Genomic DNA, 25,854 nt, shown 5'->3' on the forward strand with positions numbered 1-25,854 from the left:
GTTCCTACCAGCCAGGCAGGATCTGGTTCGGCTTGCTCCGCTTCATCTTGGCGAAGGCGAGCGAGGCGAAATCGAAGCTTCCCGTTTCTTCGCCGAGCGGCACGGAAATATTGTCGAGGCTTTCCGACATGTGCCGGGCCAGCGCGTCGACGATTTCGGGACGCGAGGTCTGGCCGCGCATGATGCCGATGCGGCAGTCGGGCAGGGCGCCAAAACCGTCGGCTTCGCCCAGCACTCGCATGCCGGGCCGCAGCGCGCATTCCGGCAGCACCGAGATCGCCAGCCCCGACAGCACCGCGGCGGTGATGACGGTGGCCGAGAAGCTGGTGAACAGGATTCGATAGTCGCGGTTTTGCCGGTCGAGCACATCGACGGCGGCGCGCCGCCAGATGCAGTTCGGCCGGCCGAAGGCCATCGGCAGCACTTCCTGTTCGTGCGTGGCATGGTTGGCCGAGGTCACCCATAGCAGCGGCTCGCGCCGCACCACTTCCGACTGGCCGCGCGTATCGTTGTGCGTCACCAGCGCAAGATCGAGATTGCCGCGCTTGATATGCTCGACCAAGCCTGGGGTAGGCTCGCAGATGACGGTCAGTTCGACGCGCGGGTTTGACCGTGTGAAGCGTGCCATGATTTCGGGCAGGAACCGGTCGGCATAGTCGTCGGGGGTGCCGATGCGGATGGTGCCTTCGAGCCGCTGGTCATCGAAGGCGGCCAGCGTTTCGCGGTTGAGATAGAGCAGGCGGCGCGCGTAGGAGAGCAGCTTGTCGCCTTCCTCGGTCAGCCTGTTGGTGCGGCCGTCCTTTTCGAACAGCGGCTTGCCGATCCGCTCTTCCAGCCGGCGCATCTGCATCGACACCGCCGATTGCGTGCGCAGCACTTCCTCGGCCGCGCGGGTAAAGCTGCCGGTATCGGCAATCGAGATGAAGGTCTGCAACTGGTCGAGATCGAGTGGCGCTTTCATCGGTCCAATCCATCACTAGCGTTGATGCTAAAGATTAGAAACATTCGTTGGATTAATCAATCGGTGCGTGGCAAATTCACATTGTCCACATGAAAGCATGTGAATCGAGACCGGAACGGCCGCTGTCCCCAGCGCCGATCGCCTGGTCTTGTCCAGTTCGAGTCTGAAGGAGACCGACATGACCACGTTTGATTTCGCCACCGAGACCTCGCGCATCACCTCGCGTCCGGCCGTTGCGACGCGCGTGGCCAACACTCTTCTCAATGCCTACCAGGCCTGGAAAAATCGCCGCGCCTTCTATCGCCTTGGCGAGATGTCGGACGCCGAACTCGCCGATATCGGCCTGACGCGCTCGGACCTCCATGTCGCCATCGATGTGCCGTTCGGCGCCGATCCGACCGTGAAGCTGCGTGCGATTGCGAGCGATCGTGCCGATACGATCGAAGATCTCGCCCGCCAGATAGCGTGATATCGGGCGCATTGTTTCGGTTGCCGTGAACCTTTCTCAGGCTCGCTGCGACCAACGAGTATAGCAGGCTCCCCACTCCCTGCCGGTTCCCCGCCGGCCAGCCTGCACACTGGCCCGGTCCTCCTCCAGGACCGGGCTTTTCTTTTAAAGCTCCGTCGTCATCGTGCGGTCTGCGCCGCTCGTTTCGTTCCTTGCTCCGAAGCCGCGAAGGTCAGCGCCCAACTACCGCCAACTACCGCCGGTCCATGTCCCGCTTGAACTGGTCGAAGATCGTTTCCACGCCCTTCTGATAGTCGTCGCGCTGCTGGGCGCCGGTCTCGAACATCTTGCCGAAAATATCGTCGAACGGATTGCGTGGCCTGCCGCTCGGATTGGCCTGCGGTTGCGGCGCCTCGCGCTCCTGCGGTGCCTGTCGCGGCTGGGGTGCTTGCGGCTGCTGCGGCGCCGGCTCCCCACCGGGCAGGCCGAAGCCGCCACCACCGCCTTGCCGCATCATCTCTTCAAAAATCTTGCCCAGCGGGTTGTCGCCGTAAGGGCTCTGCGTCTGTTGCGGCTGTGTTGGCTGCTGCGGCCGGCCCTGCGGTTGCTGTGTCGCGCCACCGCCGAACATGTCCTGCAGCACTTTGCCGAGCGGATTGTCGCCATAGGGGTTGGGCGCCTGTTGCGGCTGGCTTTGCGGCTGTTGGGCGCCGCCGCCGAACATGTCCTGCAGCACTTTGCCCAGCGGGTTCTCACCGTAAGGATTGGGTGCTGGCTGCGGCGCAGGCTGTGCCCCGCCGCCCGCCTGCCGCATCATCTGTTCGATGATCTCGCCGAGCGGATTGCTGCCGCCGCCGAAGCCACCGGCGGCCTGCATCTGACCCCCGGTCAACTGGTTTGTCGTCTGCTTGAACAATCCGCCCATCACCATCGAAGCGATGGCCGGCAGCATCTGCTGCAGGATCTGCTGGCTGACGCCGGTCGCCTGCGCGGCCTGGCTGGCCACCGCGCGCGACAGCTCCTTCGAGCCGAACAGATGACCCAGAATGCCATTGCCCTCATTGACGCCTTGCGGTGAGAAAGCCCTGGTCGCGTCCTCGAAGTATTTGGCGTGCTGGCCGCTCGCCATCGCCGTCATGAAGGCGCCTAGCCCATAGGGATCGGCGGTGTTGCGTTGCAGCCCTTGCGAGAAGGCCGGCAGCAGAGCGGCGACAGCCGCCTGCGTCTGCTGCATGGAAAGCCCGTACTGCTGGGCAAGCGCCTGCATGCCGTTGCCGTTCTGCGCCTGCGCCAATATGTCGAACAAGGTAGGCATCGGTTTCTCCTCCCGGAAATCCTCGAGGGAGAACCTAGTTCGTTTCGATGTTCGATTGAAGCGGCTTTTGCCGCTGCTCAAGGCGCGACGCTAATACGCATATTCCATGAACACCGGCTCGATCGAGCCGCCCCAGCGCGTGTGGTAGGCCGACAGCATTTCCTCGGCACTGGTGGTACCGCGCGCCACGACTTCGTCCAGCGTGTTGAGGAACGAGGTCTCGTCATAGCCGTCGCGGTTCTTCCTGCCGCGATTTTTCAGCCCAAGGCGCGAAATGGTCATTACATCGCGGCCGATCTCACGCAGCGTCGTGTTGCGGAACGGCGCGGAAATGCCTTGTTCCGGCACCGCATTGCGCATCGCCAGCGTTTCTTCATAGGTCCAGCTCGAAGTCAGCGCCTCGGCGGCGTCGAGCGCGGCCTCGTCATAGAGCAGCCCGACCCAGAAGGCCGGCAGCGCGCAGATGCGGCGCCACGGCCCGCCATCGGCGCCGCGCATTTCGAGGAAGCGCTTCAGCCTGACGTCAGGGAACAGGGTCGACAGATGGTTCGCCCAGTCGCCCATGGTGGGCAGTCCGTCCGGTACTTCATTGCGGGCAACGCCGGCCATGAACTGGCGGAAGGTGATGTGCGTCATGTCGTGATAGTGGCCGTCGCGGATGACGAAATACATCGGCACGTCGAGCGCCCATTCGACATAGTCGGCAAAGCCGAACTCGGGCGAGAAGCAGAATTCGAGCAGGCCCGAGCGTTGGTTGTCGGTGTCGCGCCAGATGTCGCCGCGCCAGCTCTGCAGCCCGTTCGGCCGGCTGTCGGTGAAGGGCGAGTTGGCAAACAGCGCCGTCGACAGTGGCTGCAGCTTCAGCGACACCTGCATCTTGCGGCGCATGTCGGCTTCGCTTTCGAAGTCGAGGTTCACCTGGATGGTGCAGGTGCGATACATCATGTCGAGACCCTTGGTGCCGACCTTGGGCATGTAGCGGGTCATGATTTCGTAGCGCGATTTCGGCATTTTCGGCGTCTGGGCCAGCGACCATTTCGGGCTGCCGCCGAGGCCGAGAAAGCGGATGCCCATCGGCTCGGCGATCTCGCGGACCTGCGCCAGATGCGCATTGCCCTCGCGACAGATCTGGTGGATCGTTTCCAGCGGCGCGCCCGACAGCTCGAACTGGCCGCCCGGCTCGAGCGAGATCGCGCCCTGGCCGGTCGGCTCGACCAGGCCGATGATGCGGCCGTCATCGATGATCGGGTCCCAGCCGAGCTTTTGCTGCATGCCTTCGAGGATGGCGCGGATGCCGCGCTCGCCGCCATAGGGCACCGGCGCGTTGCCGTCGACATAGAAGGGGAACTTCTCGTGCTCGGTCCCGATGCGCCACTTGTCGCGCGGCTTGTTGCCTTCGGCCAGATGCTCGACCAGTTCGTCGATGCCTTCGATTGGCCGGAAATCGGTTGTGTCGCGCGCCATGGGGCCCCCTCTGCGGCTCTCGGAGCCCGCCGGCGCTAAATGGACGAAATGTCAGCAGCCGATCAAGCGAAAAATCCTGAGCCACAGGTCAACAGGAATTGATCTTTACGCTTCTTACCAGTCTCCGACCGTCGCCTGCATCACCGCAAGCGCCGCTACAGCTGCTGTGTCAGCGCGCAGGATGCGCGGTCCGAGCGGGATGGCAGTGACGAAGGGGAGCGCCCGCAGCATCTTGCGTTCGTCATCGGAAAAGCCGCCTTCCGGCCCGACCAGCAGCGCCAGCTTCCTCTCAGGTATTGCCTGTAATGCCGGCAGCGGGTTGTTGGTCGAGGCATCCTCGTCGCAGAAGATAAGCCGGCGTTCCTTGTCCCAGCCGGAGAGCAGGCGCTCGAATTTCTCGGCCTCGCGCACTTCCGGCACCGCCAGTATGCCGCATTGCTCGGCCGCCTCGACGACATTGGCGCGCAGCCGGTCGATGGAGGGTTTTGCCACTTGCGTGTGCTGGGTGATCACCGGCTGCAGGATGCCGGCCCCCATCTCGACCGCCTTCTGCACGAGATAGTCGAGCCGGCCCTGTTTCAGCGGCGCGAAGCAATAGATCAGGTCAGGCAGGGGCGGTTGCGGTCTCTGCGAGGCCAGCACCTTCAGCCGCACCGCCCTTTTCGACCTGGTGGCAATCGCCGCCGACCACTCGCCGTCGCGGCCGTTGAAGACCAGGATCTCGGCGCCTTCGCCGAGCCGCAGCACATGCATGAGATAATGGCTCTGCTGCTGGCCGGCATCGAATTCGATGCCCGCCGCGAGGTCGTCCGGCACGAACAGCCGCTGCATCTTGTAATTGGCGCGCATCGCCGAGGAATGGGCGAGGCGGTGCCTGGCGTCAAGTCTCGGCGGAACGATGCCACACCGGTTCAAAACCGTGCCGCAGCACCGAAACGGTCGTGGCCGGTGTGAGCAGGCGCAGCGACCGGCCGGCAAGGCTGTCGAAGGCCGCCGCATCGCCATAGCCTGCGAACGACCAGGGCAGCGCGTTGCCGCCGCGCAGCGCATAGGCCGAGCCGCCATCCGCGATCATCGCTCCGTCCGGCAATTCGGCAAGCTCTCCCATGGTGACATCAGGTGGCTTGCCGCCGGAAGCCAGCCGCTCCTTGTGCAGCCGCTTGTCCACCATTGGCGCGCGCGGTTCGTTTACACCGAAGACTTTGCCGAAACGCCCGACAAAATCCATGGCTCGCTCACGCCGGCAATAGAAACAGGGACGGTGCCCGGCGGCCAGCGCCGTCACCTCGTCGAGGAAGAACAACTCGGTCCAGCCGGCCCTGCCGCCCGGCCTGTTCCTGCCCATCGGCTCGCGCCGCACATTGCGGAATTGGCAGACGCAGATGATCCAGGCCGGCAAGGCCCAACGCTTTTTCAGCAACGTCTTGGTCTCAGGATCGTGGATGATGCCGCGATTGCCGGTGAACAGGCCGCGCTCGGATATGGCATGGATGGCGCCGAACGGATCGACCCGGTTCTGCAGTGGCATAGCTCTCTCCCGAATATGCATCTTGGCTGCAATACGGGCGACATGATATCGCTCGTCGCGTCATTTCATGTCAGCAGGGTTTTGCGATGCGGGTGCTGGTGGTCCAGAACTACGACAACACCGGCCTTGGCCAGGTTGGTGCCGCGCTCGCCGAAGCCGGCGCCGATCTCGACCTGCGCCGGCCTTACAAGGGCGATGCGCTGCCGGACGACGCGACCGGACACAATGCCATGGTGATGCTTGGCGGCGGTCAGAATGCGCTGGCCGACGATGACTACCCGTATTTCCCGGCGCTGCTCGAACTGACCCGCGATTTCGCCGCCAAGGATCGCTCGGTTCTCGGTATCTGCCTGGGCAGCCAGTTGGTTGCCCGCACTTTCGGCGGTGAGAACCAGATCGGCGCCGCCTCGGAATTCGGCTGGCACAAGGTATCGCTGACGCCGGACGCCAGAACCGATCCGGTGCTTGGCGCACTTCCCCAGGATTTCCCCATCTTCGAATGGCACGACGACACTTTCGCGCTGCCGTCAAATGCGGTGCGGCTTGCCGGCAGCGAAATTGCTGAGAACCAGGCGTTCCGTATCGGCCGCGCCGTCTACGGCTTCCAGTTCCATTTCGAGGCCGACCGGCCGATTGTGAGGGACTGGAGCGCATCCTTCGCGCCGCTGATTGCCGATCGCCATCCCGACTGGCACGATCGCCTCGACAGCGAAATGGCTCTCAACGGCCCCGAGGCTGATGCCGCGGGCTTGGCCATTGCCCGCGCCTGGGTGGCGACGATCTGAACCCAGCCAACGCGCGGCCGTTGCATAATTGGCACGCGGCGGGGAATCTGCCGGGGACAACTTCTTTCGTCCTTGGTTTGTGGCCGAACGCCATCCTACAAGGCGCGCGCTATGCATCGGCAATGCAACCGCGATGAACCTTCTGTGTGATCCGCGCGACACACCGCCGATACAGAATCGACCTACAAGCGCGAAATCGTCGAAACTTTGAGACGAATTCTCGGTTTCAACCCATTGGTAACCGCCTCGTGCCCAGATGCAGGAAGCTCAACTAGAGATGACGTCCGTGAAAGCAGCGCTTCTGTCCTTTGTCATGCTGTCTGCCATCGTTTTGTGCGGTCTCGGCATTTATTCCGCCGATGCGGCCAACAACCATCAGGCCGTCGACGGCTACGGCGTCACCGCCGCGCTTCGCTAAAACGCTTTTCCCTGCACAGTCAGGATACGCTTGTCCGCGCCGTCCACGGCGAGCGCGCTGAGCATGCCTGACTGCCAGGCGAGCGTGTCGACATTGACGCGGTTCGGCATCACCTCCGCCTCCGGCACCGGTGTGTGGCCGTGCACGATCACCTTCGGGTAAAGCCCTGGATGGTTGTGGAAGACGTCGCGTATCCAGACCAGATCCTGCGGGCTCTGGCTCTCCAGCGGCACGTCAGGCCTGACGCCAGCATGGCAGAAGAAGAAATCACCTGATATCAGTGACAATTGCAGCGACCGCAGGAAGTCGACATGGACTTGCGGTACAGCATTGACCAGTGCCTGATGTCCCCGCCGTAACGCCTCGGCCTTGCCGAACCAGCTTGCGTGTCCCGCTAGGTCGACGCCATAGGATTGTGCCGTCTGCACGCCGCCATAGCGGATGAACAGCCCTTCCGGGTCAGGCTCGTCGAGAAAGTCGAGGAAGCCGATATCGTGGTTGCCGGCGAGCATCAGATGCCGTGGATTGCGTTTCTGTGCCTCGATCAGGAAGTCTATGACGCCCTTGGACTCTGGTCCGCGGTCAACATAGTCGCCGAGGTGGATGACGCGCCAATCGCTGGTCGGCTTGTATTCGAGTTCGCTCTCGATGCGGCGATGCATGGCGGCGAGCAGATCGAGCCGGCCATGCACGTCGCCGATCGCATAGAGGCGCATGCCATCGGGCGCGCGCGCGTCGAGGTAGTGGATGCCGGTCTCGATCAAGGCGGCTTCGTCTCCGTGATCCAGCGAGGCTAGGGTCTAATCGGTGAACAAGACCCTATCGCCGCAACTGGTCCTTGCCCATCTCGGTCACCAGCCGTTTGCCGCACAGTGCCAGCGTGATGTCCATCTCCTTGCGGATGATGTCCAGCGCCAGGGTCACGCCTTGCTTGCCCATGGCGCCCAACCCGTACAGGAACGGGCGGCCGATATAGGTGCCCTTGGCGCCGAGGCAAAGCGCCTTCAGCACGTCCTGGCCCGAGCGGATGCCGCCGTCCATATGCACCTCGATCCTGTCGCCGACGGCATCGGCGATCTCTTCCAGCGCCATGATTGACGACGATGCGCCGTCGAGCTGGCGCCCGCCATGGTTGGAAACGATGATGGCGTCGGCGCCGGTCTCGACCGCCATCAGCGCGTCCTCTTTGTCGAGAATACCTTTCAGGATCAGCTTGCCGCCCCAGCGCTCCTTGATCCAGGCGACGTCCTTCCACGACAGGTGCGGGTCGAACTGCTCCGTCGTCCACGATGCCAGCGAAGCGACGTCGCCGACGCCCTTGGCATGGCCGACAATGTTGCGGAAGGTGCGGCGCTTGGTGCCGGCAATGCCCATCAGCCAGCGCGGCCGCATGGCGATGTTGGCAATGTTGGCCAGCGTCATCTTGGGCGGCGCCGACAGCCCGTTGCGGACATCCTTGTGGCGCTGCCCCAGGATCTGCAGGTCGAGCGTCAACACCAGCGCCGAGCATTTTGCAGCCTTCGCCCTGTCGATCAGGTCGAGCACGAAATCCTTGTCGCGAAGCACGTAGAGCTGGAACCAGAACGGCTTCTTCGTCACCGACGCGACATCCTCGATCGAGCAGATGCTCATCGTCGACAGCGTGAACGGCACGCCGAATTCCTCTGCCGCCTGCGCCGCCAGCATCTCGCCATCGGCATGCTGCATGCCGGTCATTCCAGTTGGGGCAAGCGCCACCGGTATCGCCACTTTCTCGCCGATCATGGTCGATTCCAGCGAGCGGTTGCTCATGTCGACCAGCACGCGCTGACGGAATTTTATCTTCTGGAAGTCCTCCTCGTTGGCGCGGTAGGTGCTTTCGGTCCAGGCGCCGGAATCGGCATAGTCGTAGAACATCTTCGGCACCCGCCGGCGCGCCAGGTCCTTGAGATCGGCAATGGTGAGGATGTCGCTCATGGTGGTTCCTCGTTAGCCAGTCGTCTTGAAGCCGTCGTCGGCGTCGGAGCGCTGCTTAAGCCTGAGCCGCGACACGCGCTGCCAGTCGCCGCTGCGTTCGGCCTCGAGCATCGAGCGCTCGACATAGGAGATATGGTCCATCGCCGCTTGGCGGGCAGCTGAGGGATCGCCGGCCTTCACGGCTTTGTAGATCGCGCCGTGCTGGGCCAGCAGCGCCTCGCGCGCTCCGGGCACGCTGAACACCAGAAGCCGGTTCTGGAACACGCCTTCAGACAGCAGCCGGTAGCAGGAGCGCAGTGTGTGCAAGAGGATGATGTTGTGCGCGCATTCGCACACAGCATGGTGGAACTCGACGTCGATTTCCGCCTCGTCGTCGAAATCGCCGGTGCGGTGCGCCTCGTCCATGCGCGCCATGATGCGGTCGAGCAGCGCAATGTCGTCCGCTGTCGCGCGCCGCGCCGCATATTCGGCCGCCACGCCTTCGATCTCGCGGCGGTATTCCAGATAGTCGGTCACCGCCTTGCGGTGCATCGAGATGAGGTCGGTCACCGGCTTGGTGAACAGCTGGCCGATGACGTCGGCGACATGGGTGCCCCCGCCGGCCTTGGTGATCAGCAGCCCGCGCCCTTCCAGCGCCTTCAGCGCGTCGCGCAGGATCGGCCGCGACACGTCGAACTGGCGCGCCAGCTCGCGCTCGCCCGGCAGCCGGTCGCCGGTGCGCAGCACGCCTTCAAGGATCAGGCTTTCGATCTGCTGCACCACCTCGTCGGCGGTGCGCGAATGCTCGATCCTGGAGAAAATATCGCTCAACGGGGGCCTGGGAGATTGAACCTGTGTCGCGCAAGATAAAGCCAGCGTCGCCAACTGGTCAAATTATTTATCCAATTCGCCCAATCGGGCCGGTCTGCGCGTCGCGCCGGCAGGACCTACGATGCTAGACTTTGGTGTTTACGCGCCTCATGGATTGCCTTTAGAGGACGCCATCACACGAAGGGTCGAGAACAGGGGGACCACCGTGTCGGACGAGACGTCCAACCTCGAATTCCAGCCGCGCGCCCAGGGCAGCGTGATGGGCTTTCCCGCGCATGAGGGACGGCCCGGCGCGATCGGCGAGGTCCATGCCCGGCCGCATCCGCTGATCGAGAAGCCGCGCGTGCTCGTGCAACTCGCCTTCATGACCGAGGGCGGCTCCGGCGTCGACATGGCCGTGCTCTCCGAACTGTCGCGGCGCCTCGGCATTGCCGCGCCCGACCGTCATGCCCGCCACCACGCCATGAAGTGGGGCAAGGGCACACTGCGCTGGGAGCGGCATACGGAATTTTCGACCTATCTGTGGGAAGGGCCGCTGGCCGAAAGCAGCAGGGCGCAGGAGGATTCTCCTTTCGGCAACGGCTTCTCGCCGCCGGGAACGGTGATCTCAGGCATAAGGCTGGAGATCCGCAAATGGACGCCGGCAAGCGAGAAGCTGATTGCGGCCTTCGACCCGACGAGCCTCTGCTATTCGCTGGTCGAGCGCGGCAATGCGGCCATCGTCACCGATTTCCGCCAGGACGGCGACGGCCTGACCGGCATCCTGGTGCTTGATCGCGGCCTGACGCCGGCGCGGACCGGCGCGCTGTCGCAGCGGCTGATCGACGTCGAGACCTATCGCACGCTTGCCATGCTCGGCCTGCCGCTGGCGCTGACGCTGTCGGGCCGCGCCCGCCGCATCGAGGACCGGCTGGCGCAGACCACACTGGAAATGAAGGTCGCTGAAACCCGCGACAGCCAGACGCTGCTCGCCGACCTGACCGAGCTTGCCGCTGAACTCGAGGCTGATGCCGCCTCCAGCCTCTATCGCTTCGGCGCCAGCCGCGCCTATGACGGCATCGTTGTCGAGCGGCTGGAAGCGCTGGACGAAGAAGCCGTGCCCGGCTACGACACTTGGGGCGGCTTCCTGCAGCGGCGGGTGGCACCCGCCATGCGCACCTGCCGTTCGGTCGAGGAGCGCCAGGCCAACCTGTCGCGCAAACTAACCCGCGCCACGACGCTGCTGCGCACGTGGGTCGATGTCGAGGTCGAGAAGCAGAACCGCGATCTGCTGGCGTCGATGAACAACCGCGCCCGGCTGCAACTGCGGTTGCAGCAGACGGTCGAGGGCCTGTCGGTGGCAGCAGTGTCCTACTATGTCGTCGGTCTGATCTCCTACCTTGCCAAGGGCGCATCGATCTTCGGCCATGCCTTTGCACCCGAAATCGTCACTGCCGCGGCGGTGCCGGTCGCCATCCTGCTGGTCTGGTGGGGCGTGCGGCGAGTGAGGCGGATGCACTCCGAGCCGGCGAAACATCCGGGGGAGTAGGAGCGCACTTTACCCTCCCCCTTGTGGGGAGGGTCGATCCGCATAGCGGATCGGGGTGGGGGTGCTCGTAAAGAGCTTTCGTCGCGCGGACCCCCACCCCGCTCACTGCGTTCGCGACCCTCCCCACAAGGGGGAGGGTGAATAGCGGCAGATTGCCGCTGCGGAAGGCGGGCAGTACGCTCTTTGCCCGACGCGGTGTTTGCAACATCCGGATGTAACTGGTAAAAGATTTTTACCAGCTAAGCGGAGGACGCCGCCGATGTCCGGCCTTGTCATGCCCAAGCCAGACGACGCCACGATGCGAAGGCGGGCGGAGATCGTCGCCGATATGCGCATCATCGTGCCGGGCGAGGGCGTCGTCGACGCCACCAACGAAATGCGCGCCTTCGAAAGCGACGGTCTCACCGCCTACCGGCAATTGCCGCTGGTCGTGGTGCTGCCGGAAACGGTGGCGCAGGTGTCGCGGGTGCTGAAATACTGCAACGACCGCAACATCCGTGTCGTGCCGCGCGGCTCCGGGACCTCACTCTCCGGCGGCGCGTTGCCGCTCGAGGATGCCGTGCTGCTGGTCATGAGCCGCTTCAACCGCATCCTTGCGATCGACTATCCCGATCGCGTCGTCGTCGCTCAGCCCGGCGTCACCAATCTCGGCATCACCACCGCCGTCGAGCAGGAGGGCTTCTACTATGCGCCCGATCCATCCTCCCAGATCGCCTGCTCGATCGGCGGCAATGTCGCTGAAAATTCCGGCGGCGTGCACTGCCTGAAATACGGCCTGACCGCTAACAATGTGCTGGGCATCGAGATGGTGCTGATGAACGGCGAGGTGGTGCGGCTTGGCGGCAATCATCTGGACTCGGAAGGCTATGATCTCCTCGGCGTCATGACGGGGTCCGAAGGCCTGCTCGGCGTCGTCACCGAGGTCACCGTGCGCATCCTGAAAAAGCCGGAGACGGCCCGCGCTCTGCTGATCGGCTTTCCGACCAGCGAGCAGGGCGGCCAATGCGTCGCCGACATCATCGGCGCCGGCATCATCCCTGGCGGCATGGAGATGATGGACCGGCCGGCGATCCATGCCGCGGAGGATTTCGTCCATGCCGGCTACCCCCTTGATGTCGAGGCGCTGCTGATCGTCGAACTCGACGGGCCGGGCGTCGAGGTCGATCACCTGATCGGTCTCGTCGAAGCGATCGCCTACAGGAACGGCTCCACCACATGCCGCGTCTCGCAATCCGAACAGGAGCGGCTGAGCTTCTGGGCCGGTCGCAAGGCGGCCTTCCCGGCGGTCGGCCGCATCTCGCCCGACTATTACTGCATGGATGGCACCATCCCGCGCAAGGAATTGCCGGGTGTGCTCGCCGGCATGCGCGAACTGTCGGAGAAATACGGCCTCGGCGTCGCCAACGTCTTCCACGCCGGCGACGGCAATCTGCATCCGCTGATCCTCTATGACGCCAACGTGCCGGGCGAACTCGACAAGGCGGAAAGTTTTGGCGCCGACATCTTGCGGCTCTGCGTCAAGGTCGGCGGCGTCTTGACCGGCGAGCACGGCGTCGGCGTCGAGAAGCGCGATTTGATGCCGGAGATGTTCAACCAGATCGACCTCGACCAACAAATGCGCGTCAAATGCGCCTTCGATCCCAACCATCTGCTCAACCCGGGAAAAGTGTTCCCGCAACTGCGCCGCTGCGCGGAGCTTGGACGCATGCATGTGCATCGCGGCCAGGTGGCGTTTCCGGACATTCCGAGGTTTTGAGTGGCTAAGTTGGCGCGTGAACACCCCCCTCTGTCCTGCCGGACATCTCCCCCTCAAGGGGAGAGATTGGCAGCTTGCGCGCCTTACCCTTCCTTCAAGGTCGGAGATTGGCGAAATCGGACGCGACTTCCGATCTCCCCCCTTGAGGGGGAGATGTCCGGCATGACAGAGGGGGGCGCGAAGGAACTCGACCCATCTTCGCCATGACGACCTTCACCCCCACCACATCGGCCGAGATCCTCTCCACCGTCCAATGGGCGGCGGCGGAAGAGTCACCTTTGGAAATCATCGGCCACGGCTCCAAGCGCGGCATCGGCCGGCCACAGCAGAGCGAACACACGCTCGATCTTTCGAAGCTCACCGGCGTCACCCTCTACGAGCCGGCCGAGCTGGTGCTGTCGGCCAAGGCCGGCACGCCGCTTTCCGAGATCGAAAACCTGCTCGCCGAAAACGGCCAGCAGCTCGCCTTCGAACCGATGGATTACGGTCCTTTACTCGGCGGCGAGCCCGGCAAGGGCACCATCGGCGGCGTGCTTGCCGCCAACCTGTCCGGCCCGCGCCGGCTGAAGGCGGGCGCCGCGCGCGACCATATTCTGGGCATCAATGCGGTTGCCGGACGCGGCGAGGCTTTCAAGTCCGGCGGCCGCGTCGTCAAGAATGTCACCGGCTACGATCTGTCGAAGCTGATGGCCAACAGCTGGGGCACGCTGGCCGTGTTCACCGATGTCACCTTCAAGGTGCTGCCGGCGGCCGAGACCGAGGTGACGCTTGCCATGCGCGGCCTACTCGACGATGCCGCCTCTGCCGCCATGGCGCTGGCGCTCGGCTCCAGCGCCGAAGTGTCGAGCGCGGCCCATCTGCCCGAACGCATCGCCGCGCGCGTTGCCGGGGGCAGTCTAGGCACCGACGCTGCAACGCTGCTGCGCGTCGAAGGGTTTGGCCCATCGGTCGCCTATCGCATTGAGGCGCTGAAGACCCTGCTGAAAAATGCCGGCCCGCTGCAGGAGATCGCAGGTGAGACATCGCATACCCTCTGGCGTGACATAAGGGACTGCACGCCATTCGCCGACAGTAGCGAAAAGCCGGTCTGGCGCGTCTCCATGGCGCCGTCTCAGGCCCATCAGATGGTGCTGACGCTGCGCATGCAGATCGGTGTCAGCGCCTTCTACGACTGGCAGGGCGGGCTGGTCTGGCTGCGCATGGAGGAGGGCGATCCCGAGGCCGCCCTGCTGCGCGGGCTAATCAGAAAGCTTGGCGGCGGCCACGCCACGCTGGTGCGCGCCACCCCTTCGCATCGCGCCGCCGTCCCGGTGTTCGAGCCGCAGGCACCGCATAAGGCCGCACTGTCGGCGCGGCTCAAGGCCGAGTTCGATCCCAAGTCCATCCTCAATCCCGGCCGCATGGCCCAAGGCTAAGATAATGCAAACCAACTTCTCCCTTGCCCAGCTTGCTGATCCGCATGTCGCGGAATCGGAGAAGATCCTGCGCAAATGCGTGCATTGCGGCTTCTGCACCGCCACCTGCCCGACCTATGTGACGCTTGGCAACGAACTGGATTCGCCGCGCGGCCGCATCTATCTCATCAAGGACATGCTGGAGAATGGCCGCCCGGCCGACAAGGAGATCGTCACCCATATCGACCGCTGCCTGTCCTGCCTCGCCTGCATGACGACCTGCCCGTCGGGCGTCAATTACATGCACTTGGTCGACCATGCCCGCGCCCATATTGAGGAAACTTACAAGCGGCCGCTGCTCGACCGGCTCACCCGCGCCATGCTGGCCTTCGTGCTGCCCTATCCCGCGCGCTTTCGCGCCGCGCTGAAATTGGCGAGACTCGGCAAGCCATTCATTCGTCTGTTCGAAAAGGTGTCGGCCCTGAAGCCGCTCAGCGCGATGCTGAAGCTGGCACCGGCCTCGATCCCGACGGTCTCGCCAATGGCCTCTTCCGGCATTCATGCTGTGCAGGGGACGAAGAGAGGCCGCGTCGCCATCCTCACCGGCTGCGCCCAATCGGTACTCGACCCCGCCATCAACGAGACGACGATTGCATTGCTGACCAGGCTTGGCGTCGAGGTCGTGGTGCCGCAGGGCGAAGCCTGCTGTGGCGCGCTGGTCCATCATATGGGCCGCGAGGCAGCAGCCCTTGCCTCGGCACGGCAGAATGTCGATGCGTGGACGCGTGCCATCGACCAGGGCGGGCTCGACGCCATCGTCATCACCGCATCGGGCTGCGGCACAACCATCAAGGATTACGGCTTCATGCTGCGCCTCGATCCGGCCTATGCCGACAAGGCCGCGCGGGTCTCGGCGCTGGCCAGGGACATTACCGAATATCTCGCAAGCCTCGACCTGCCCGAGCCGGTGCGCAAACCCGGCACCGTCGTCGCCTATCACTCCGCCTGCTCGATGCAGCACGGTCAGAAGATCATCCGCCAGCCGAAGGAATTGCTGTCCAAGGCGGGCTTCGTCGTGCGCGAACCGCGCGAGGGGCATCTGTGCTGCGGCTCCGCCGGCACCTACAACATCCTGCAGCCGGAGATTTCGGAGAAGCTGCGCGACCGAAAGGTGAAAAACATCGAGGCCACCGGCGCGGAGATCGTTGCCACAGGCAATATCGGCTGCATCACCCAGATCGCATCGGCTGCAAAGCTGCCGGTGGTGCACACGATCAAGCTGCTCGACTGGGCCTATGGTGGTCCGAAGCCGGAGGGCGTCTCCGAAGGAAACCTGGTCGCCGCCGAGTAAGCAGCTATTCCGCTGCCAGCCGGTCCACCACGCCATACGTCGCCTGGTAGCGCGCGCGCTGGCGGCTGAGCGCGACCATTGTGTTGCGCAAGAGGATCGCCACAGTGATCGGGCCGACGCCGCCCGGCACCGGTGTGATCCAGGATGCGACTTCCTTCACGCTCTCGGTGTCGACGTCGCCGACGATGCGGCTCGTGCCGTCCGGGCCGATCTCGGAATTGATGCCGATGTCGATGACGGCCGCACCGGGCATCACCATGTCGGCCTTGATCAGCCGCGGCTTGCCGACGGCGACGAACAGCGCATCGGCGCGGCGCGCATGTGCCGCCACCGAGCGCGTCATGTGATGGCACACCGTCACCGTTGCGCCTTCGCTCATCAGCAGGAAGGCAATCGGCTTGCCGACGATCTCGGAATGGCCGACGACGACGACTTCGAGCCCCTTGAGGTCGAGGCCGGTTTCCTTGAGCAGCTCGACCGAGGCCGCAGCCGTGCAAGGCGCGAGGTCGAGCTGATTGTAGACGATATTGCCGATCGACGCCGGATGCATGCCCTCGACGTCCTTCAGTGGATGCACCGCCGCTTGCAGCGTCTTGATCGGGATATGCGCCGGCACCGGCCGCTGGATGATGATGCCGGTGACGCGCGGGTCGGCGTTCAGGCCGTGGATCGCCGCCTCGAGTTCGCCGGCGCTGATGTCGGCGGGGAACCGCCGCTCCTCGAAACCGATGCCGGCAAGCGCGGCCTTGGCGCGCTGGTTGCGCACATAGACATCGACGGCAGCGGTATCGCCGACGGTGATCGACACCAGCTTGGGCGGAAAACCTTCGGCGGTGGCGATGGCGGCATCCTCGCGCACGGATGCCATGATGCGCTGGGCGACCGGGCCGCCCCGGAGATAGCGGCTATCGTCTGGCGGAGACATGGCTGAACCTTTGCAGCGAGTTTGGCGCAGGGGAGTTTGGCCGTCCCTATAGCAGGGGAAATGCGGCAAGGCAGCGTGAAAGCGAACCGTCATCCCCCTGGCGTGACGTTCTGGCGCAGCCTGGCTCAGCTACCGCCGCAAAGAAAAGGGCAGCGCGGTTTCCCAGGCTGCCCTTTCCTGACTGGCCGCATCCCCACACGGCCCGTCCCCCGTAAACTCTTCCCGACCCTGAAGGTCTAACCTTCTGGACCAGATGATTCGGTAGCCGACTATATCACGACCACGGTGGTTCCAACATTGACCCTCTCGTAAAGGTCAACCACGTCCTCGTTGCGCATGCGGATACAGCCGGAAGACACCGAGCCGCCGATGGTCCATGGCTGGTTGGTGCCGTGGATGCGGTATTCCGTCGTGCCGAGATAGAGCGCGCGGGCGCCGAGCGGGTTCTCTTCGCCACCGGCCAGATAGGTCGGGAGGTAGCGGCCCTTGGCGGCCTCGCGCTTGATCATCTCCGCTGGCGGGCGCCAGTCCGGCCAGACGCGCTTGTTGGTGATCTTGTGCGTGCCAGACCATTCGAAGCCAGGCTTGCCGGTGCCGACGCCATAGCGCCGCGCCTTGCCGTTCTTCTCGACCAGGAACAGGAAGTTCTGCGTCGTATCGATGACGATCGTGCCCGGCTTCTGTGGGCCGTCATAGGCGACTTCCTGCGGCAGATAGAGTGGATTGATCTGCGGCCGCATCACCACGCGCTTGGCCGGCGCCTGCACGGAAGCAGTGCGCACCCGATCGGGTCGCGCTGGCTGCGCATAGCGAAGGCGTGGCTGCTGCTGCACGAACTGGCGGCTCTGCCGCACGATGCCGGGCGCGCGGCCAAGCTGCAGCACCCAGGGCGCGGAAAGGTCGGGGCTCACCATCACCGGCGGCCTGTCGGCATAGCGGTCGTTGGCGGCAGACGAGGTGACGCCGGCGGCCAGAATGGCCACGGCGCCGAGCACGGAACGCAAAAAGATCTTCATCGGAACGCACCTTGATCGTCGAACGGACGGAGGCGGAACTTGCCCCCGGTTGCGCGATCCTTGGCGCGAAGCCACAACCGAAACATGAATCGGAATGCGTAAAATGCCGCTTTGTCAGTAAACCTTTTGGTGTGGTTACCGCCGGGTTCAGGAATCTGGTAAAGCCGCGGTAAATGCAGCGCGAAAGCGCGTTAACGGATGGATTGGCCATGACTCAAGACAACACCGGACTGCTTACCGGCTCCGACGTGATCACGCGCTGCTTCTGGCACGGCAATCTGCCGGACTATCTGCACTACCACGACCATGAATGGGGCCGGCCGGTCGCCGACGACCGCAGGCTGTTCGAAAAAATCTGCCTGGAAGGCTTTCAGTCCGGCCTGTCCTGGCTGACCATTCTGCGCAAGCGCGAGAATTTCCGCGAGGCCTTCGCCGGTTTCGACTTCGACAAGGTCGCTGCCTTCACCGACGAGGATGTCGAGCGCCTGGTCGCCAATGTCGGCATCGTCCGCCACCGCGGCAAGATCGTCTCGACCATCAACAACGCCAAACGCGCGCGCGAAATGGTGGATGAATTCGGCTCGCTGGCCGCCTGGTTCTGGAAGTTCGAGCCGGGGCCGGAGGAGCGGCCGGAGATCGTCGACCTCGCCCACCTGCGGGCCAACCCGACGACAGCGGTCTCGATCAGGATTTCGAAGGAGTTGAAAAAGTGCGGCTGGAGCTTTGTCGGACCGACGACGGTCTATGCCTTCATGCAAGCGATGGGTCTGGTCAACGACCATCTCGAGGGGTGTGTTTGCCGGGAGCAGGTGGAGAAGGAACGCAAGGCCTTTAAGAGGCCGAAGTAGGGCGCTGTCCCCCTACCTCCCCCTTGTGGGGAGGTCGCGCCGAAGGCGCGGGTGGGGGTATCTTGGCGCCGCACCCCCACCCCGACGCTACGCGTCGACCCTCCCCACAAGGGGGAGGGTAAGGAACTCACGTCCCGCTGGCGCCCGTCAGAAAAAGCCCGGCGACAATCGCCGCCAGTGCCGCAAAGGCCGGATAAATCACCAGCAATCCAGTCATCAGCGCCTCGCGCATGGTGGAACCCTTGCGCTCGTCGGCGGTGACCTCAAACGGACCGAGGCTCGCCGTCACCTGCGCACGGCTCTCGGCCGGCCGCAACCGGACTTCATGCAGGCCGTCGTCTCTGATGTCGAACTTGTGTGCCGCAGTCATGGCCCAACCCTTTGTTTCGGCGCGCTTATCGGCTCTGATTGTGTCGGCACGATGCCGCGCCGATGGCGGAATTGTTTCCTTTTGGTGCGTTTTGTTTCGAAGGAGAAGGAAAGAGCGCAAACCCTTGCCGCACCAAGCCGCTTCGGTTAGGACACGCCCACTCCAAACAAGTCATCGATTACTAAGCGAAAAGACCCATCCCATGGCCGACAAATCGGAAAAGACGAAAGCGCGGCTGCCGCGCGGCTTTGCCGACCGCAGCGCCGACGATATCCGCGCCGTCGAGAAGATGATGGCGACGATCCGTTCGGTCTATGAGCTCTACGGTTTCGAGCCGGCCGACCAGCCGCTGATCGAATACACCGATGCGCTCGGCAAGTTCCTGCCCGACCAGGACCGGCCTAATGAGGGCGTATTTTCTTTCCAGGACGATGACGAGCAGTGGCTGTCGCTGCGCTACGATTTGACCGCGCCGACAGCGCGCTACGTCGCCGAAAATTTTGAAAAGCTGCCGAAACCCTATCGCAGCTACCGCTCCGGCTGGGTGTTCCGCAACGAAAAGCCCGGCCCGGGCCGCTTCCGCCAGTTCATGCAGTTCGACGCCGACACGATCGGTACGCCGGGCGTCGCAGCCGACGCCGAGATGGCCATGATGATGGCCGACGTGATGCAAGCGCTCGGCATCAAGCGCGGCGACTACGTCATCCGGGTCAACAACCGCAAGGTGCTGGATGGCGTGCTGGAGGCGATTGGCCTTGGCGGCGATGAGAATGCTGGCCGCCGGCTGACCGTGCTGCGCGCCATCGACAAGCTGGACAAGCTCGGGCCGGAAGGCGTGAAGCTTCTGCTTGGGCCGGGCCGATGGGATGGCGGCAAGGAAGGCGAGGGCGACTTCGCCAAGGGCGCTGGTTTGGACGACGGGCAAGCTGAAGCAGTTCTTCTCGCCACGGCAAGGAACGCACAGGTCGACCAGGTTTCCATAGTGAGCTCGAACTCTACTTACCAAGAAGGCGTCGGCGAGCTCGCGACGATTGAAGCCTTGGTCAGGGCGGCCGGATATGGCGAAGATCGCATCGCCATGGACCGCTCCGTCGTGCGCGGCCTCGAATACTACACCGGCCCGGTCTTCGAAGCCGAATTGCTCGCCGAAATCCCCAACGAAGACGGCCAGATCGTGCGCTTCGGTTCGGTCGGCGGTGGCGGCCGCTATGACGGGCTGGTCTCGCGCTTCCGTGGCGAGCCGGTGCCGGCGACCGGCTTTTCGATCGGCGTCTCCCGCCTGATGACGGCGCTGAAGAACCTCAGCAAGCTGGACACCACCGATGTCATCGCGCCGGTCGTCGTGCTGGTCATGGACAAGGATACGGAAAGCCTTGGCCGCTACCAGAAGATGGTCGCAGAGCTACGCGCCGCCGGCATCCGCTCAGAGATGTATCTCGGCGGCGCCGGCATGAAGGCGCAGCTGAAATACGCCGACCGCCGCGGTAGCCCGGTCGCGATCATCCAGGGCGGCGATGAGCGCGCCAAGGGCGAGTTGCAGATCAAGGATCTGATCGAAGGCGCGCGCATGTCCGCTGAAATCGCCGACAACGCTGAATGGCGGGCTGCCCGCCCGGCGCAGGTGACGGTGGCGGAGGGAGAGCTGGTCGCCGAGGTGAGGAAGATTTTGGCGGTGCAGGCCGCTGACCGTGCGAAGGGTGGCGCTTGAACGCCCCCCTCTGGCCTGCCGGCCATCTCCCCCTCAAGGGGGGAGATTGGATGTCGCGCATGGTTTCGCCAATCTCCGGCGTTGAAGAAGAGGCGCTGCGCTCCGAGCTGCCAATCTCCCCCCTTGAGGGGGAGATGGCCGGCAGGCCAGAGGGGGGTGCCTCGCGCCACGCATGACCTCCCGCTATCCCGCCATCGCATCCGAAATCACCAAACTCTTCGCCACCCGCAACACCCATGCGGTCGAGGTCGCGGTGCTGCAGCCGGCCGACCCATTCCTCGACATGGCCGGCGAGGATCTGCGCCGCCGCATCTTTCTCACCGAAAGCGAGACCGGCAAGACGCTGTGTCTGCGGCCCGAATTCACCATCCCCGTCTGCCTCGACCACATCGCCTCGCAGGCCGGCACGCCGCGCCGCTATTCCTATCTCGGCGAAGTGTTCCGCCAGCGCCGCGAGGGCGGCAACGAGTTCTTTCAGGCCGGCATCGAGGATCTCGGCGACCGCGATACGGCCGAGGCCGATGCGCGTTCGCTGGCCGATGCGCACGCGCTGCTGCAGCTGGTGCTGCCGGCGCAACCTCTTGCGATCACGCTCGGCGACCAGACCATCTTCGAGGCGGTGCTGGCGGCCCTCGGCCTGCCGCGCGGCTGGCGCATGCGACTTGCGCGCGCCTTCGGTTCGGCGCCGATGCTGCAGGCAGCGTTGTCCGATCTCGCCAACCCGCCACGCAACGGTCAGCTTGACGGCGAAGTCGCGGCCCTTGTCCTCGATCGCGATCTCGAAGCGCTTTCCGCCCACATTGCCGGCGGCATGGAAGAGGCCGGCCTGCTGGCATCCGGCGGACGCGCGCCCGCCGACATTGCCCGGCGGCTGATCGAAAAGGCCGAACTGCGCAGCGTGCGGTTGTCGAACGAAGCGTTTGCGGCGCTCAGGGATTTTCTCGCCATCGACGTGCCGCTCGACGGCGCGAGTGCTGCGCTCGAAAGTTTTGCGGCCTCTGCCGGGCTTTCGCTGGGCGCGGCGCTGGAAAAATTCGCCGCCCGCGCCAAAGCCATCGAGGCACATGGCCTGCCTGCAAAGACGATCCGCTACGACGCTGCCTTCGGCCGTCCGCTGGATTACTACACCGGCATCGTCTTCGAGATCGCAGCACTTGGTGGCGAGCGGCCGCTGGCCGGCGGCGGTCGCTACGACCGGCTGCTGACCCTGCTCGGCGCCAAGACGCCGATCCCCGGCGTCGGCTTCTCTGTCTGGCTCGACCGCATCGAAGCGCTGCGGGGAGAGCCGCAATGATCACGCTGGCGATCCCATCGAAAGGCCGGCTCAAGGAGCAGGCCGTGGAGGTACTGGCCAGGGCCGGGCTTGCCGTCAGCCTGCCCGGCGATGAGCGCCAGTACCGCGCCCGCATCGACGGCACTGAGGGCATCGAGGTGGCGTTCCTGTCGGCGTCCGAAATCGCCGGCGAGATTGGGCAAGGTTCGGTCGACCTCGGCATTACCGGCGAGGATCTGCTGCGCGAAAACCTCGCCGACTGGGAGGCGCGCGCCGAAATCGTCGCTCGCCTCGGCTTCGGCCATGCCGATGTCGTGGTCGCGGTGCCCGCCATCTGGCTCGACGTCGATACCATGGCCGATCTCGACGATGTCGCCGCCGATTTCCGCCAGCGCCACGGCAGGCGGCTGAGGATCGCAACCAAATATTGGCGGCTGACGCAACAATTCTTCTCGCAAAAGCACGGCATCCAGGTTTACCGCATCGTCGAAAGCCTCGGCGCCACCGAAGGCGCGCCGGCGGCAGGCCTTGCCGATGTCATCGTCGACATCACCACCACCGGCTCGACCCTACGCGCCAACCATCTCAAGGTGCTGGCCGATGGGGTTGTGCTGAAGTCGCAGGCCTGCCTCGTGGCTGCCAGGAAAGATCGTGCTGCTGCGGATGAGGCGCTAGTGCGGGAAATAGCCGCGAAGATGAGCGCGCTCCCTCCCCCTTGAGGGGAGGGTGGACAGCCGCCAAAGGCGGATGGACGGGTGGGGTCGCTCCGGCAGTGCTCGACGCGAGACGACCCAAGCCGGGTCGACCGTGAGCAAGGAAGTCGAGCACTTCGCCGAGGGTCCCACCCGCCTCGCTTCGCGAGGCACCCTCCCCGCGAGGGGGAGGGGAACCGCCTCTACTTTCCACCATCCCATCAGGCTGATAGGCTCGCCATATCCCGGGAGGAAACGGCGATGGCGATCAATCTCGACGAGCTCAAGAACGCCACCAATCTGCGCGGGCGCGGCAGGGCTTTCATCGCTCCGCTCGACGGCCGGGCACATGTGTCGGGCGACCGTTCGGTGCCGCTGCTCGACAAGACGATCCCTCAGCTTTTCTCCGGCACGGTCAGCAAATACGCCACGCAGGATGCTGCCGTCTTCGTCGGCCAGGACAAGCGCTTCACCTGGAGCGAATTGTCGGACACGGTCGATACGCTCGCCGCCGGCTTCCTGGCGCTCGGCCTCGAAAAAGGCGACCGTGTCGGCATCTGGTCGCCCAACCGCTGGGAATGGCTGGTCACCCAATTCGCCACCGCTCGCATCGGCCTGATCCTGGTCAACATCAACCCGGCCTACCGGCTGACGGAGCTGGAATATGCCCTCAACAAGGTCGGCTGCAAGGCGCTGGTCACCGCCGCCAGTTTCAAGACCTCCGACTATCTCGGCATGATCGAGACGCTGGCGCCTGAGCTCGCCAAGGCCACCCCCGGCAAGCTCAAGGCGCAGAAATTGCCGGCGCTGAAGATCGTCATCCGCATGGGCGATGACAACTCGCCCGGCATGTTCAATTTCGCCGACGTGCTGTCGATGGCCGGCCGTGACGAGCATGACAGCCTCGACCGCATCTCCGAAGGGTTGAAGCCGGGCGAAGCCATCAACATCCAGTTCACTTCGGGCACGACGGGCGCGCCCAAGGGCGCGACGCTGACCCACACCAACATCGTCAACAACGGCAATTTCGTCACCGCGGCAACCAAGCTCACCGTCGACGACCGGCTCTGCATCCCGGTGCCGCTCTACCACTGCTTCGGCATGTCGATGGGCACGATGGGCTGCGTCACCAAGGGCGCGACCATGGTGTTTCCTGGCGAGGGTTTTGACGCCGGCGCGACGCTGAAGGCGGTGGCGCAGGAACGCTGCACCGGCCTCTACGGCGTGCCGACCATGTTCGTCGCCATGCTTGACCACGCCGACTTCACCAGCTTCGATCTCTCCAGCCTGCGCACCGGCATCATGGCGGGCTCACCATGCCCGATCGAGGTGATGAAGAAGGTGGTGACGCTGATGCATATGGAAGAGGTGACCATCGCCTACGGCATGACCGAGACCAGCCCGGTCTCGTTCCAGAGCAGCGTCGACGATCCGCTGGAAAAACGCGTCTCCACTGTCGGCCGCATCCATCCGCATGTCGAGGTCAAGGCCATCGACGCCGAGGGCGCCACCGTCGCCGTCGGCGCGCCGGGCGAGCTGTGCACCCGCGGCTATTCCGTCATGAAAGGCTACTGGGACGACGCGGAAAAAACCCGCGAGGCGATCGACGCCGACGGCTGGATGCACACCGGTGATCTCGCCACCATCGACGCCGAGGGCTATTGCAACATTGTCGGCCGGGTCAAGGACATGGTCATCCGCGGCGGCGAAAACGTCTATCCCAGAGAGGTCGAGGAATTCCTCTACCGCCATCCCAAGGTCAAGGAGGTGCAGGTGTTCGGCATTCCCGACGCCAAATATGGCGAGGAGCTGTGCGCCTGGATCGTGCTGAAGCCCAACCAGATCGCCACCGAGCAGGAGATCAAGAATTTCTGCGCCGGCCAGATCGCCCACTACAAAATCCCCCGCTACATCCGCTTCCGCACCGAACTGCCGATGACGGTGACGGGCAAGCCGCAGAAGTTTCTGATGCGGGAAGCGATGGTGGAGGAACTGGGGCTGGTGGTGCAGAAGACGGCTTGAGGGTTGAACGCCGGGGACGGGACTGCCGGGCTTCGAAACGACATTGGGGTGCTCGACAGGCTTCCGCAAGGTTCGCCGAACGCATTGGGGCTTGAATGACTGGTTTCGCACGATCAGCGACTTCCTATGCGATGCCTTTGGCCGCGCTGGCACTGGCCGTTGCGGTCAGAGTCAGCGGGCTATCGGTGGACGAAGGTTCGCCGAGCGTCAGGATTCTCGTCGGAGCGCTCTCGAGTGCGATCATGTTCATCACTATTTTCGTGGTGCTCGATCACGCCGAGGCGGTGGCCCACCGTGTGGGGGAGCCTTACGGCACATTGGTGCTGACTTTTGCCGTGACGGCAATCGAAGTGTCGATCATCGTTTCCATGATGCTGCATGGAGAGAACAACCCCACGCTTGCACGTGAATCGGTCTTCTCGACAGTGATGATTGCCTCCACCGGCGTTGTCGGAATGTGTCTCACGTTTGGCGGCTGGCGGCATCGCAAGCAGGCAATTGTCCGGCAAGGGACCAGCGCATATCTGGCGGTTTTGGCCGCACTGACCGTCATGACGCTTATCCTGCCGACCTACACGCGGACCACCGATCCCGGCACATTTTCGGCAGCTCAGCTTGGCCCGGTAAGCGTTCTTTCCGTGCTGCTCTATGCAAGCTTTGTGTTCGCGCAGACAGTCCGGCACCGGGACGATTTCATCGAAGGACTGGCACACGACCTTTCGGCGCGAACCGCCCCTCACAAAAGCATCTCTTCCAGCGCTCTGCTCCTGGTAATCGGACTGATCGGAATTGTCATGCTCGCCGAGCAGGTCGCCGCAAGTGTTGAAAATGCGCTCGTTGCTTACCAGGTGACCCAGGCTGACAGCATTGTGGGGGCAATGATCGCGGGTCTGGTTTTGATGCCGGAAGCCATTTCGGCGGTTCGCGCTTCACTCAACAATGAGCTGCAGCGCGGCCTGAATGTCGCAATGGGTTCGGCTTGCGCCACGATTGGTTTGACGATACCTGCGGTCGCAGCAGCCAGCCTGCTTACGGGACGAGGGTTGACCCTGGGGCTCCCGGAAGCTGACGCCGTACTTTTGGTTTTAGCGCTTTTCATATGCGGCGTAAGCTTTAGCAACGAAAGGACGACCTTCCTGACCGGAATCGTCCATGCCGTTGTGTTTTTTACGTATGTATTTCTGGTATTTATCCCTTGAGGCTTTGGTGCGATCTGGCGACCAACCATCAAGGCGGGTATTCTCGAACGCGCCTGATTTGAGTTTCTTTTCGGGGTTCCCAAGGCG

The 25,854-nt window shown here is 64.0% G+C and carries 24 protein-coding genes; 13 read left to right on the forward strand and 11 right to left on the reverse strand.

Annotation, left to right across the window (positions count from 1 at the left end; all coding sequences use genetic code 11):
• Nucleotides 1–4: 4 nt before the first annotated feature.
• Nucleotides 5–961 (reverse strand): LysR substrate-binding domain-containing protein, encoded by a 957-nt coding sequence (locus AC3EML_RS10825; protein ID WP_352521132.1) that lies wholly within the window; start codon nucleotides 959–961, stop codon nucleotides 5–7.
• A gap of 178 nt (nucleotides 962–1,139) precedes the next feature.
• Between AC3EML_RS10825 and AC3EML_RS10830 the strand changes: the two genes are divergently transcribed.
• Nucleotides 1,140–1,430, forward strand: coding sequence for a DUF1127 domain-containing protein (locus AC3EML_RS10830; RefSeq protein WP_023692355.1), 291 nt, complete (start codon nucleotides 1,140–1,142; stop codon nucleotides 1,428–1,430).
• Between the two features lie 232 nt (nucleotides 1,431–1,662).
• Here the strand turns inward: AC3EML_RS10830 and AC3EML_RS10835 are convergent, their stop codons facing one another.
• The 4 genes from AC3EML_RS10835 to AC3EML_RS10850 form a co-directional block, all read right to left on the reverse strand.
• Entirely contained in the window at nucleotides 1,663–2,724 is a 1,062-nt protein-coding gene (locus tag AC3EML_RS10835; protein ID WP_352521133.1) for a DUF937 domain-containing protein, read from the reverse strand.
• A 90-nt stretch (nucleotides 2,725–2,814) separates the two neighbouring features.
• Nucleotides 2,815–4,188 carry a glutamate--cysteine ligase gene (locus AC3EML_RS10840; RefSeq protein ID WP_352521134.1) on the reverse strand — a complete coding sequence of 458 codons (1,374 nt, stop codon included), beginning with the start codon at nucleotides 4,186–4,188 and terminating at the stop codon, nucleotides 2,815–2,817.
• Between the two features lie 114 nt (nucleotides 4,189–4,302).
• On the reverse strand, nucleotides 4,303–5,037 hold the full coding sequence (locus AC3EML_RS10845; RefSeq protein ID WP_023704473.1) for a 16S rRNA (uracil(1498)-N(3))-methyltransferase: 735 nt from the start codon (nucleotides 5,035–5,037) through the stop codon (nucleotides 4,303–4,305).
• 31 nt (nucleotides 5,038–5,068) lie between these two features.
• Nucleotides 5,069–5,716 (reverse strand): hypothetical protein, encoded by a 648-nt coding sequence (locus AC3EML_RS10850; RefSeq protein WP_352521135.1) that lies wholly within the window; start codon nucleotides 5,714–5,716, stop codon nucleotides 5,069–5,071.
• 86 nt (nucleotides 5,717–5,802) lie between these two features.
• Here AC3EML_RS10850 and AC3EML_RS10855 point away from each other — a divergent pair, with 86 nt between their 5' ends.
• Together AC3EML_RS10855 and AC3EML_RS10860 are read left to right on the forward strand one after the other, a co-directional pair.
• On the forward strand, nucleotides 5,803–6,501 hold the full coding sequence (locus tag AC3EML_RS10855; RefSeq protein WP_352521136.1) for a type 1 glutamine amidotransferase: 699 nt from the start codon (nucleotides 5,803–5,805) through the stop codon (nucleotides 6,499–6,501).
• A 277-nt stretch (nucleotides 6,502–6,778) separates the two neighbouring features.
• A complete protein-coding gene (locus tag AC3EML_RS10860) occupies nucleotides 6,779–6,919 on the forward strand; it encodes a hypothetical protein (RefSeq protein WP_006206855.1) in 141 nt (46 codons plus the stop codon).
• Here the strand turns inward: AC3EML_RS10860 and AC3EML_RS10865 are convergent.
• From AC3EML_RS10865 to AC3EML_RS10875, 3 genes are read right to left on the reverse strand one after another with little or no spacing between them, the layout of a single operon-like run.
• Nucleotides 6,916–7,683: a metallophosphoesterase family protein gene (locus AC3EML_RS10865; protein WP_352521137.1), complete on the reverse strand. Its 768-nt coding sequence runs from the start codon at nucleotides 7,681–7,683 to the stop codon at nucleotides 6,916–6,918. The two genes, AC3EML_RS10860 and AC3EML_RS10865, sit on opposite strands and share 4 nt — an antisense overlap.
• A 55-nt stretch (nucleotides 7,684–7,738) precedes the next feature.
• On the reverse strand, nucleotides 7,739–8,875 hold the full coding sequence (locus AC3EML_RS10870) for an alpha-hydroxy acid oxidase (protein ID WP_023715638.1): 1,137 nt from the start codon (nucleotides 8,873–8,875) through the stop codon (nucleotides 7,739–7,741).
• 12 nt (nucleotides 8,876–8,887) lie between these two features.
• Nucleotides 8,888–9,685 carry an FCD domain-containing protein gene (locus AC3EML_RS10875; protein WP_023695102.1) on the reverse strand — a complete coding sequence of 266 codons (798 nt, stop codon included), beginning with the start codon at nucleotides 9,683–9,685 and terminating at the stop codon, nucleotides 8,888–8,890.
• 205 nt (nucleotides 9,686–9,890) lie between these two features.
• Here AC3EML_RS10875 and AC3EML_RS10880 point away from each other — a divergent pair, with 205 nt between their 5' ends.
• The 4 genes from AC3EML_RS10880 to glcF all read left to right on the forward strand — a co-directional run bounded on the left by AC3EML_RS10880 (nucleotide 9,891) and on the right by glcF (nucleotide 15,714).
• A complete protein-coding gene (locus AC3EML_RS10880) occupies nucleotides 9,891–11,213 on the forward strand; it encodes a DUF3422 family protein (RefSeq protein ID WP_352498903.1) in 1,323 nt (440 codons plus the stop codon).
• A 259-nt stretch (nucleotides 11,214–11,472) separates the two neighbouring features.
• Nucleotides 11,473–12,969, forward strand: a complete 1,497-nt coding sequence (locus tag AC3EML_RS10885; protein ID WP_023686828.1) for an FAD-linked oxidase C-terminal domain-containing protein — start codon at nucleotides 11,473–11,475, stop codon at nucleotides 12,967–12,969.
• Nucleotides 12,970–13,172: 203 nt separating this feature from the next.
• Nucleotides 13,173–14,384 (forward strand): FAD-binding protein, encoded by a 1,212-nt coding sequence (locus AC3EML_RS10890; protein WP_352521138.1) that lies wholly within the window; start codon nucleotides 13,173–13,175, stop codon nucleotides 14,382–14,384.
• Between the two features lie 4 nt (nucleotides 14,385–14,388).
• Nucleotides 14,389–15,714, forward strand: a complete 1,326-nt coding sequence (gene glcF, locus AC3EML_RS10895; RefSeq protein ID WP_352521139.1) for a glycolate oxidase subunit GlcF — start codon at nucleotides 14,389–14,391, stop codon at nucleotides 15,712–15,714.
• A gap of 4 nt (nucleotides 15,715–15,718) precedes the next feature.
• Here glcF and AC3EML_RS10900 read toward each other — a convergent pair whose 3' ends face one another.
• Both AC3EML_RS10900 and AC3EML_RS10905 read right to left on the reverse strand, forming a co-directional pair.
• A complete protein-coding gene (locus AC3EML_RS10900) occupies nucleotides 15,719–16,639 on the reverse strand; it encodes a bifunctional 5,10-methylenetetrahydrofolate dehydrogenase/5,10-methenyltetrahydrofolate cyclohydrolase (RefSeq protein WP_352521140.1) in 921 nt (306 codons plus the stop codon).
• 269 nt (nucleotides 16,640–16,908) lie between these two features.
• Nucleotides 16,909–17,655 carry a L,D-transpeptidase gene (locus AC3EML_RS10905; RefSeq protein WP_023750650.1) on the reverse strand — a complete coding sequence of 249 codons (747 nt, stop codon included), beginning with the start codon at nucleotides 17,653–17,655 and terminating at the stop codon, nucleotides 16,909–16,911.
• Nucleotides 17,656–17,864: 209 nt separating this feature from the next.
• On the opposite strand from AC3EML_RS10905, the gene AC3EML_RS10910 reads away from it, so the two are divergent.
• The gene (locus tag AC3EML_RS10910) at nucleotides 17,865–18,503 is read left to right on the forward strand and encodes a DNA-3-methyladenine glycosylase I (RefSeq protein ID WP_352521141.1); all 639 of its coding nucleotides are present in this window, start codon (nucleotides 17,865–17,867) and stop codon (nucleotides 18,501–18,503) included.
• A 127-nt stretch (nucleotides 18,504–18,630) separates the two neighbouring features.
• Here the strand turns inward: AC3EML_RS10910 and AC3EML_RS10915 are convergent, their stop codons facing one another.
• A complete protein-coding gene (locus AC3EML_RS10915) occupies nucleotides 18,631–18,873 on the reverse strand; it encodes a hypothetical protein (RefSeq protein ID WP_023681830.1) in 243 nt (80 codons plus the stop codon).
• A 202-nt stretch (nucleotides 18,874–19,075) separates the two neighbouring features.
• Between AC3EML_RS10915 and hisS the strand changes: the two genes are divergently transcribed.
• From hisS to AC3EML_RS10940, 5 genes are all read left to right on the forward strand, one after another.
• Nucleotides 19,076–20,581 carry a histidine--tRNA ligase gene (gene hisS / locus AC3EML_RS10920; protein WP_352521142.1) on the forward strand — a complete coding sequence of 502 codons (1,506 nt, stop codon included), beginning with the start codon at nucleotides 19,076–19,078 and terminating at the stop codon, nucleotides 20,579–20,581.
• Nucleotides 20,582–20,753: 172 nt separating this feature from the next.
• Complete coding sequence (locus tag AC3EML_RS10925) at nucleotides 20,754–21,875, forward strand: ATP phosphoribosyltransferase regulatory subunit (protein ID WP_352521143.1); 1,122 nt, start codon at nucleotides 20,754–20,756, stop codon at nucleotides 21,873–21,875.
• Entirely contained in the window at nucleotides 21,872–22,573 is a 702-nt protein-coding gene (hisG, locus tag AC3EML_RS10930) for an ATP phosphoribosyltransferase (RefSeq protein WP_023692339.1), read from the forward strand. Before AC3EML_RS10925 ends, hisG begins: the two co-directional genes overlap by 4 nt.
• Before the next feature lie 234 nt (nucleotides 22,574–22,807).
• A complete protein-coding gene (locus AC3EML_RS10935) occupies nucleotides 22,808–24,568 on the forward strand; it encodes an AMP-binding protein (RefSeq protein ID WP_023692338.1) in 1,761 nt (586 codons plus the stop codon).
• A gap of 95 nt (nucleotides 24,569–24,663) precedes the next feature.
• Nucleotides 24,664–25,767 (forward strand): calcium:cation antiporter, encoded by a 1,104-nt coding sequence (locus AC3EML_RS10940; RefSeq protein ID WP_352521144.1) that lies wholly within the window; start codon nucleotides 24,664–24,666, stop codon nucleotides 25,765–25,767.
• Nucleotides 25,768–25,854: the final 87 nt, after the last annotated feature.

This window comes from Mesorhizobium sp. P170090, assembly GCF_057786115.1.

Excerpts from the sequence above, each read along its gene's own strand:
- AC3EML_RS10860 (WP_006206855.1), top strand. The coding sequence starts at position 6,779 with ATGACGTCCGTGAAAGCAGCGCTTCTGTCCTTTGTCATGCTGTCTGCC.
- hisG (WP_023692339.1), top strand. The coding sequence starts at position 21,872 with ATGATCACGCTGGCGATCCCATCGAAAGGCCGGCTCAAGGAGCAGGCC.
- AC3EML_RS10845 (WP_023704473.1), bottom strand. The coding sequence starts at position 5,037 with ATGCGCGCCAATTACAAGATGCAGCGGCTGTTCGTGCCGGACGACCTC.
- AC3EML_RS10940 (WP_352521144.1), top strand. The coding sequence starts at position 24,664 with ATGACTGGTTTCGCACGATCAGCGACTTCCTATGCGATGCCTTTGGCC.
- AC3EML_RS10855 (WP_352521136.1), top strand. The coding sequence starts at position 5,803 with ATGCGGGTGCTGGTGGTCCAGAACTACGACAACACCGGCCTTGGCCAG.
- glcF (WP_352521139.1), top strand. The coding sequence starts at position 14,389 with ATGCAAACCAACTTCTCCCTTGCCCAGCTTGCTGATCCGCATGTCGCG.
- AC3EML_RS10915 (WP_023681830.1), bottom strand. The coding sequence starts at position 18,873 with ATGACTGCGGCACACAAGTTCGACATCAGAGACGACGGCCTGCATGAA.
- AC3EML_RS10900 (WP_352521140.1), bottom strand. The coding sequence starts at position 16,639 with ATGTCTCCGCCAGACGATAGCCGCTATCTCCGGGGCGGCCCGGTCGCC.
- AC3EML_RS10850 (WP_352521135.1), bottom strand. The coding sequence starts at position 5,716 with ATGCCACTGCAGAACCGGGTCGATCCGTTCGGCGCCATCCATGCCATA.
- AC3EML_RS10935 (WP_023692338.1), top strand. The coding sequence starts at position 22,808 with ATGGCGATCAATCTCGACGAGCTCAAGAACGCCACCAATCTGCGCGGG.
- AC3EML_RS10830 (WP_023692355.1), top strand. The coding sequence starts at position 1,140 with ATGACCACGTTTGATTTCGCCACCGAGACCTCGCGCATCACCTCGCGT.
- AC3EML_RS10885 (WP_023686828.1), top strand. The coding sequence starts at position 11,473 with ATGTCCGGCCTTGTCATGCCCAAGCCAGACGACGCCACGATGCGAAGG.
- hisS (WP_352521142.1), top strand. The coding sequence starts at position 19,076 with ATGGCCGACAAATCGGAAAAGACGAAAGCGCGGCTGCCGCGCGGCTTT.
- AC3EML_RS10890 (WP_352521138.1), top strand. The coding sequence starts at position 13,173 with ATGACGACCTTCACCCCCACCACATCGGCCGAGATCCTCTCCACCGTC.
- AC3EML_RS10825 (WP_352521132.1), bottom strand. The coding sequence starts at position 961 with ATGAAAGCGCCACTCGATCTCGACCAGTTGCAGACCTTCATCTCGATT.
- AC3EML_RS10910 (WP_352521141.1), top strand. The coding sequence starts at position 17,865 with ATGACTCAAGACAACACCGGACTGCTTACCGGCTCCGACGTGATCACG.
- AC3EML_RS10925 (WP_352521143.1), top strand. The coding sequence starts at position 20,754 with ATGACCTCCCGCTATCCCGCCATCGCATCCGAAATCACCAAACTCTTC.
- AC3EML_RS10905 (WP_023750650.1), bottom strand. The coding sequence starts at position 17,655 with ATGAAGATCTTTTTGCGTTCCGTGCTCGGCGCCGTGGCCATTCTGGCC.
- AC3EML_RS10835 (WP_352521133.1), bottom strand. The coding sequence starts at position 2,724 with ATGCCTACCTTGTTCGACATATTGGCGCAGGCGCAGAACGGCAACGGC.
- AC3EML_RS10840 (WP_352521134.1), bottom strand. The coding sequence starts at position 4,188 with ATGGCGCGCGACACAACCGATTTCCGGCCAATCGAAGGCATCGACGAA.
- AC3EML_RS10870 (WP_023715638.1), bottom strand. The coding sequence starts at position 8,875 with ATGAGCGACATCCTCACCATTGCCGATCTCAAGGACCTGGCGCGCCGG.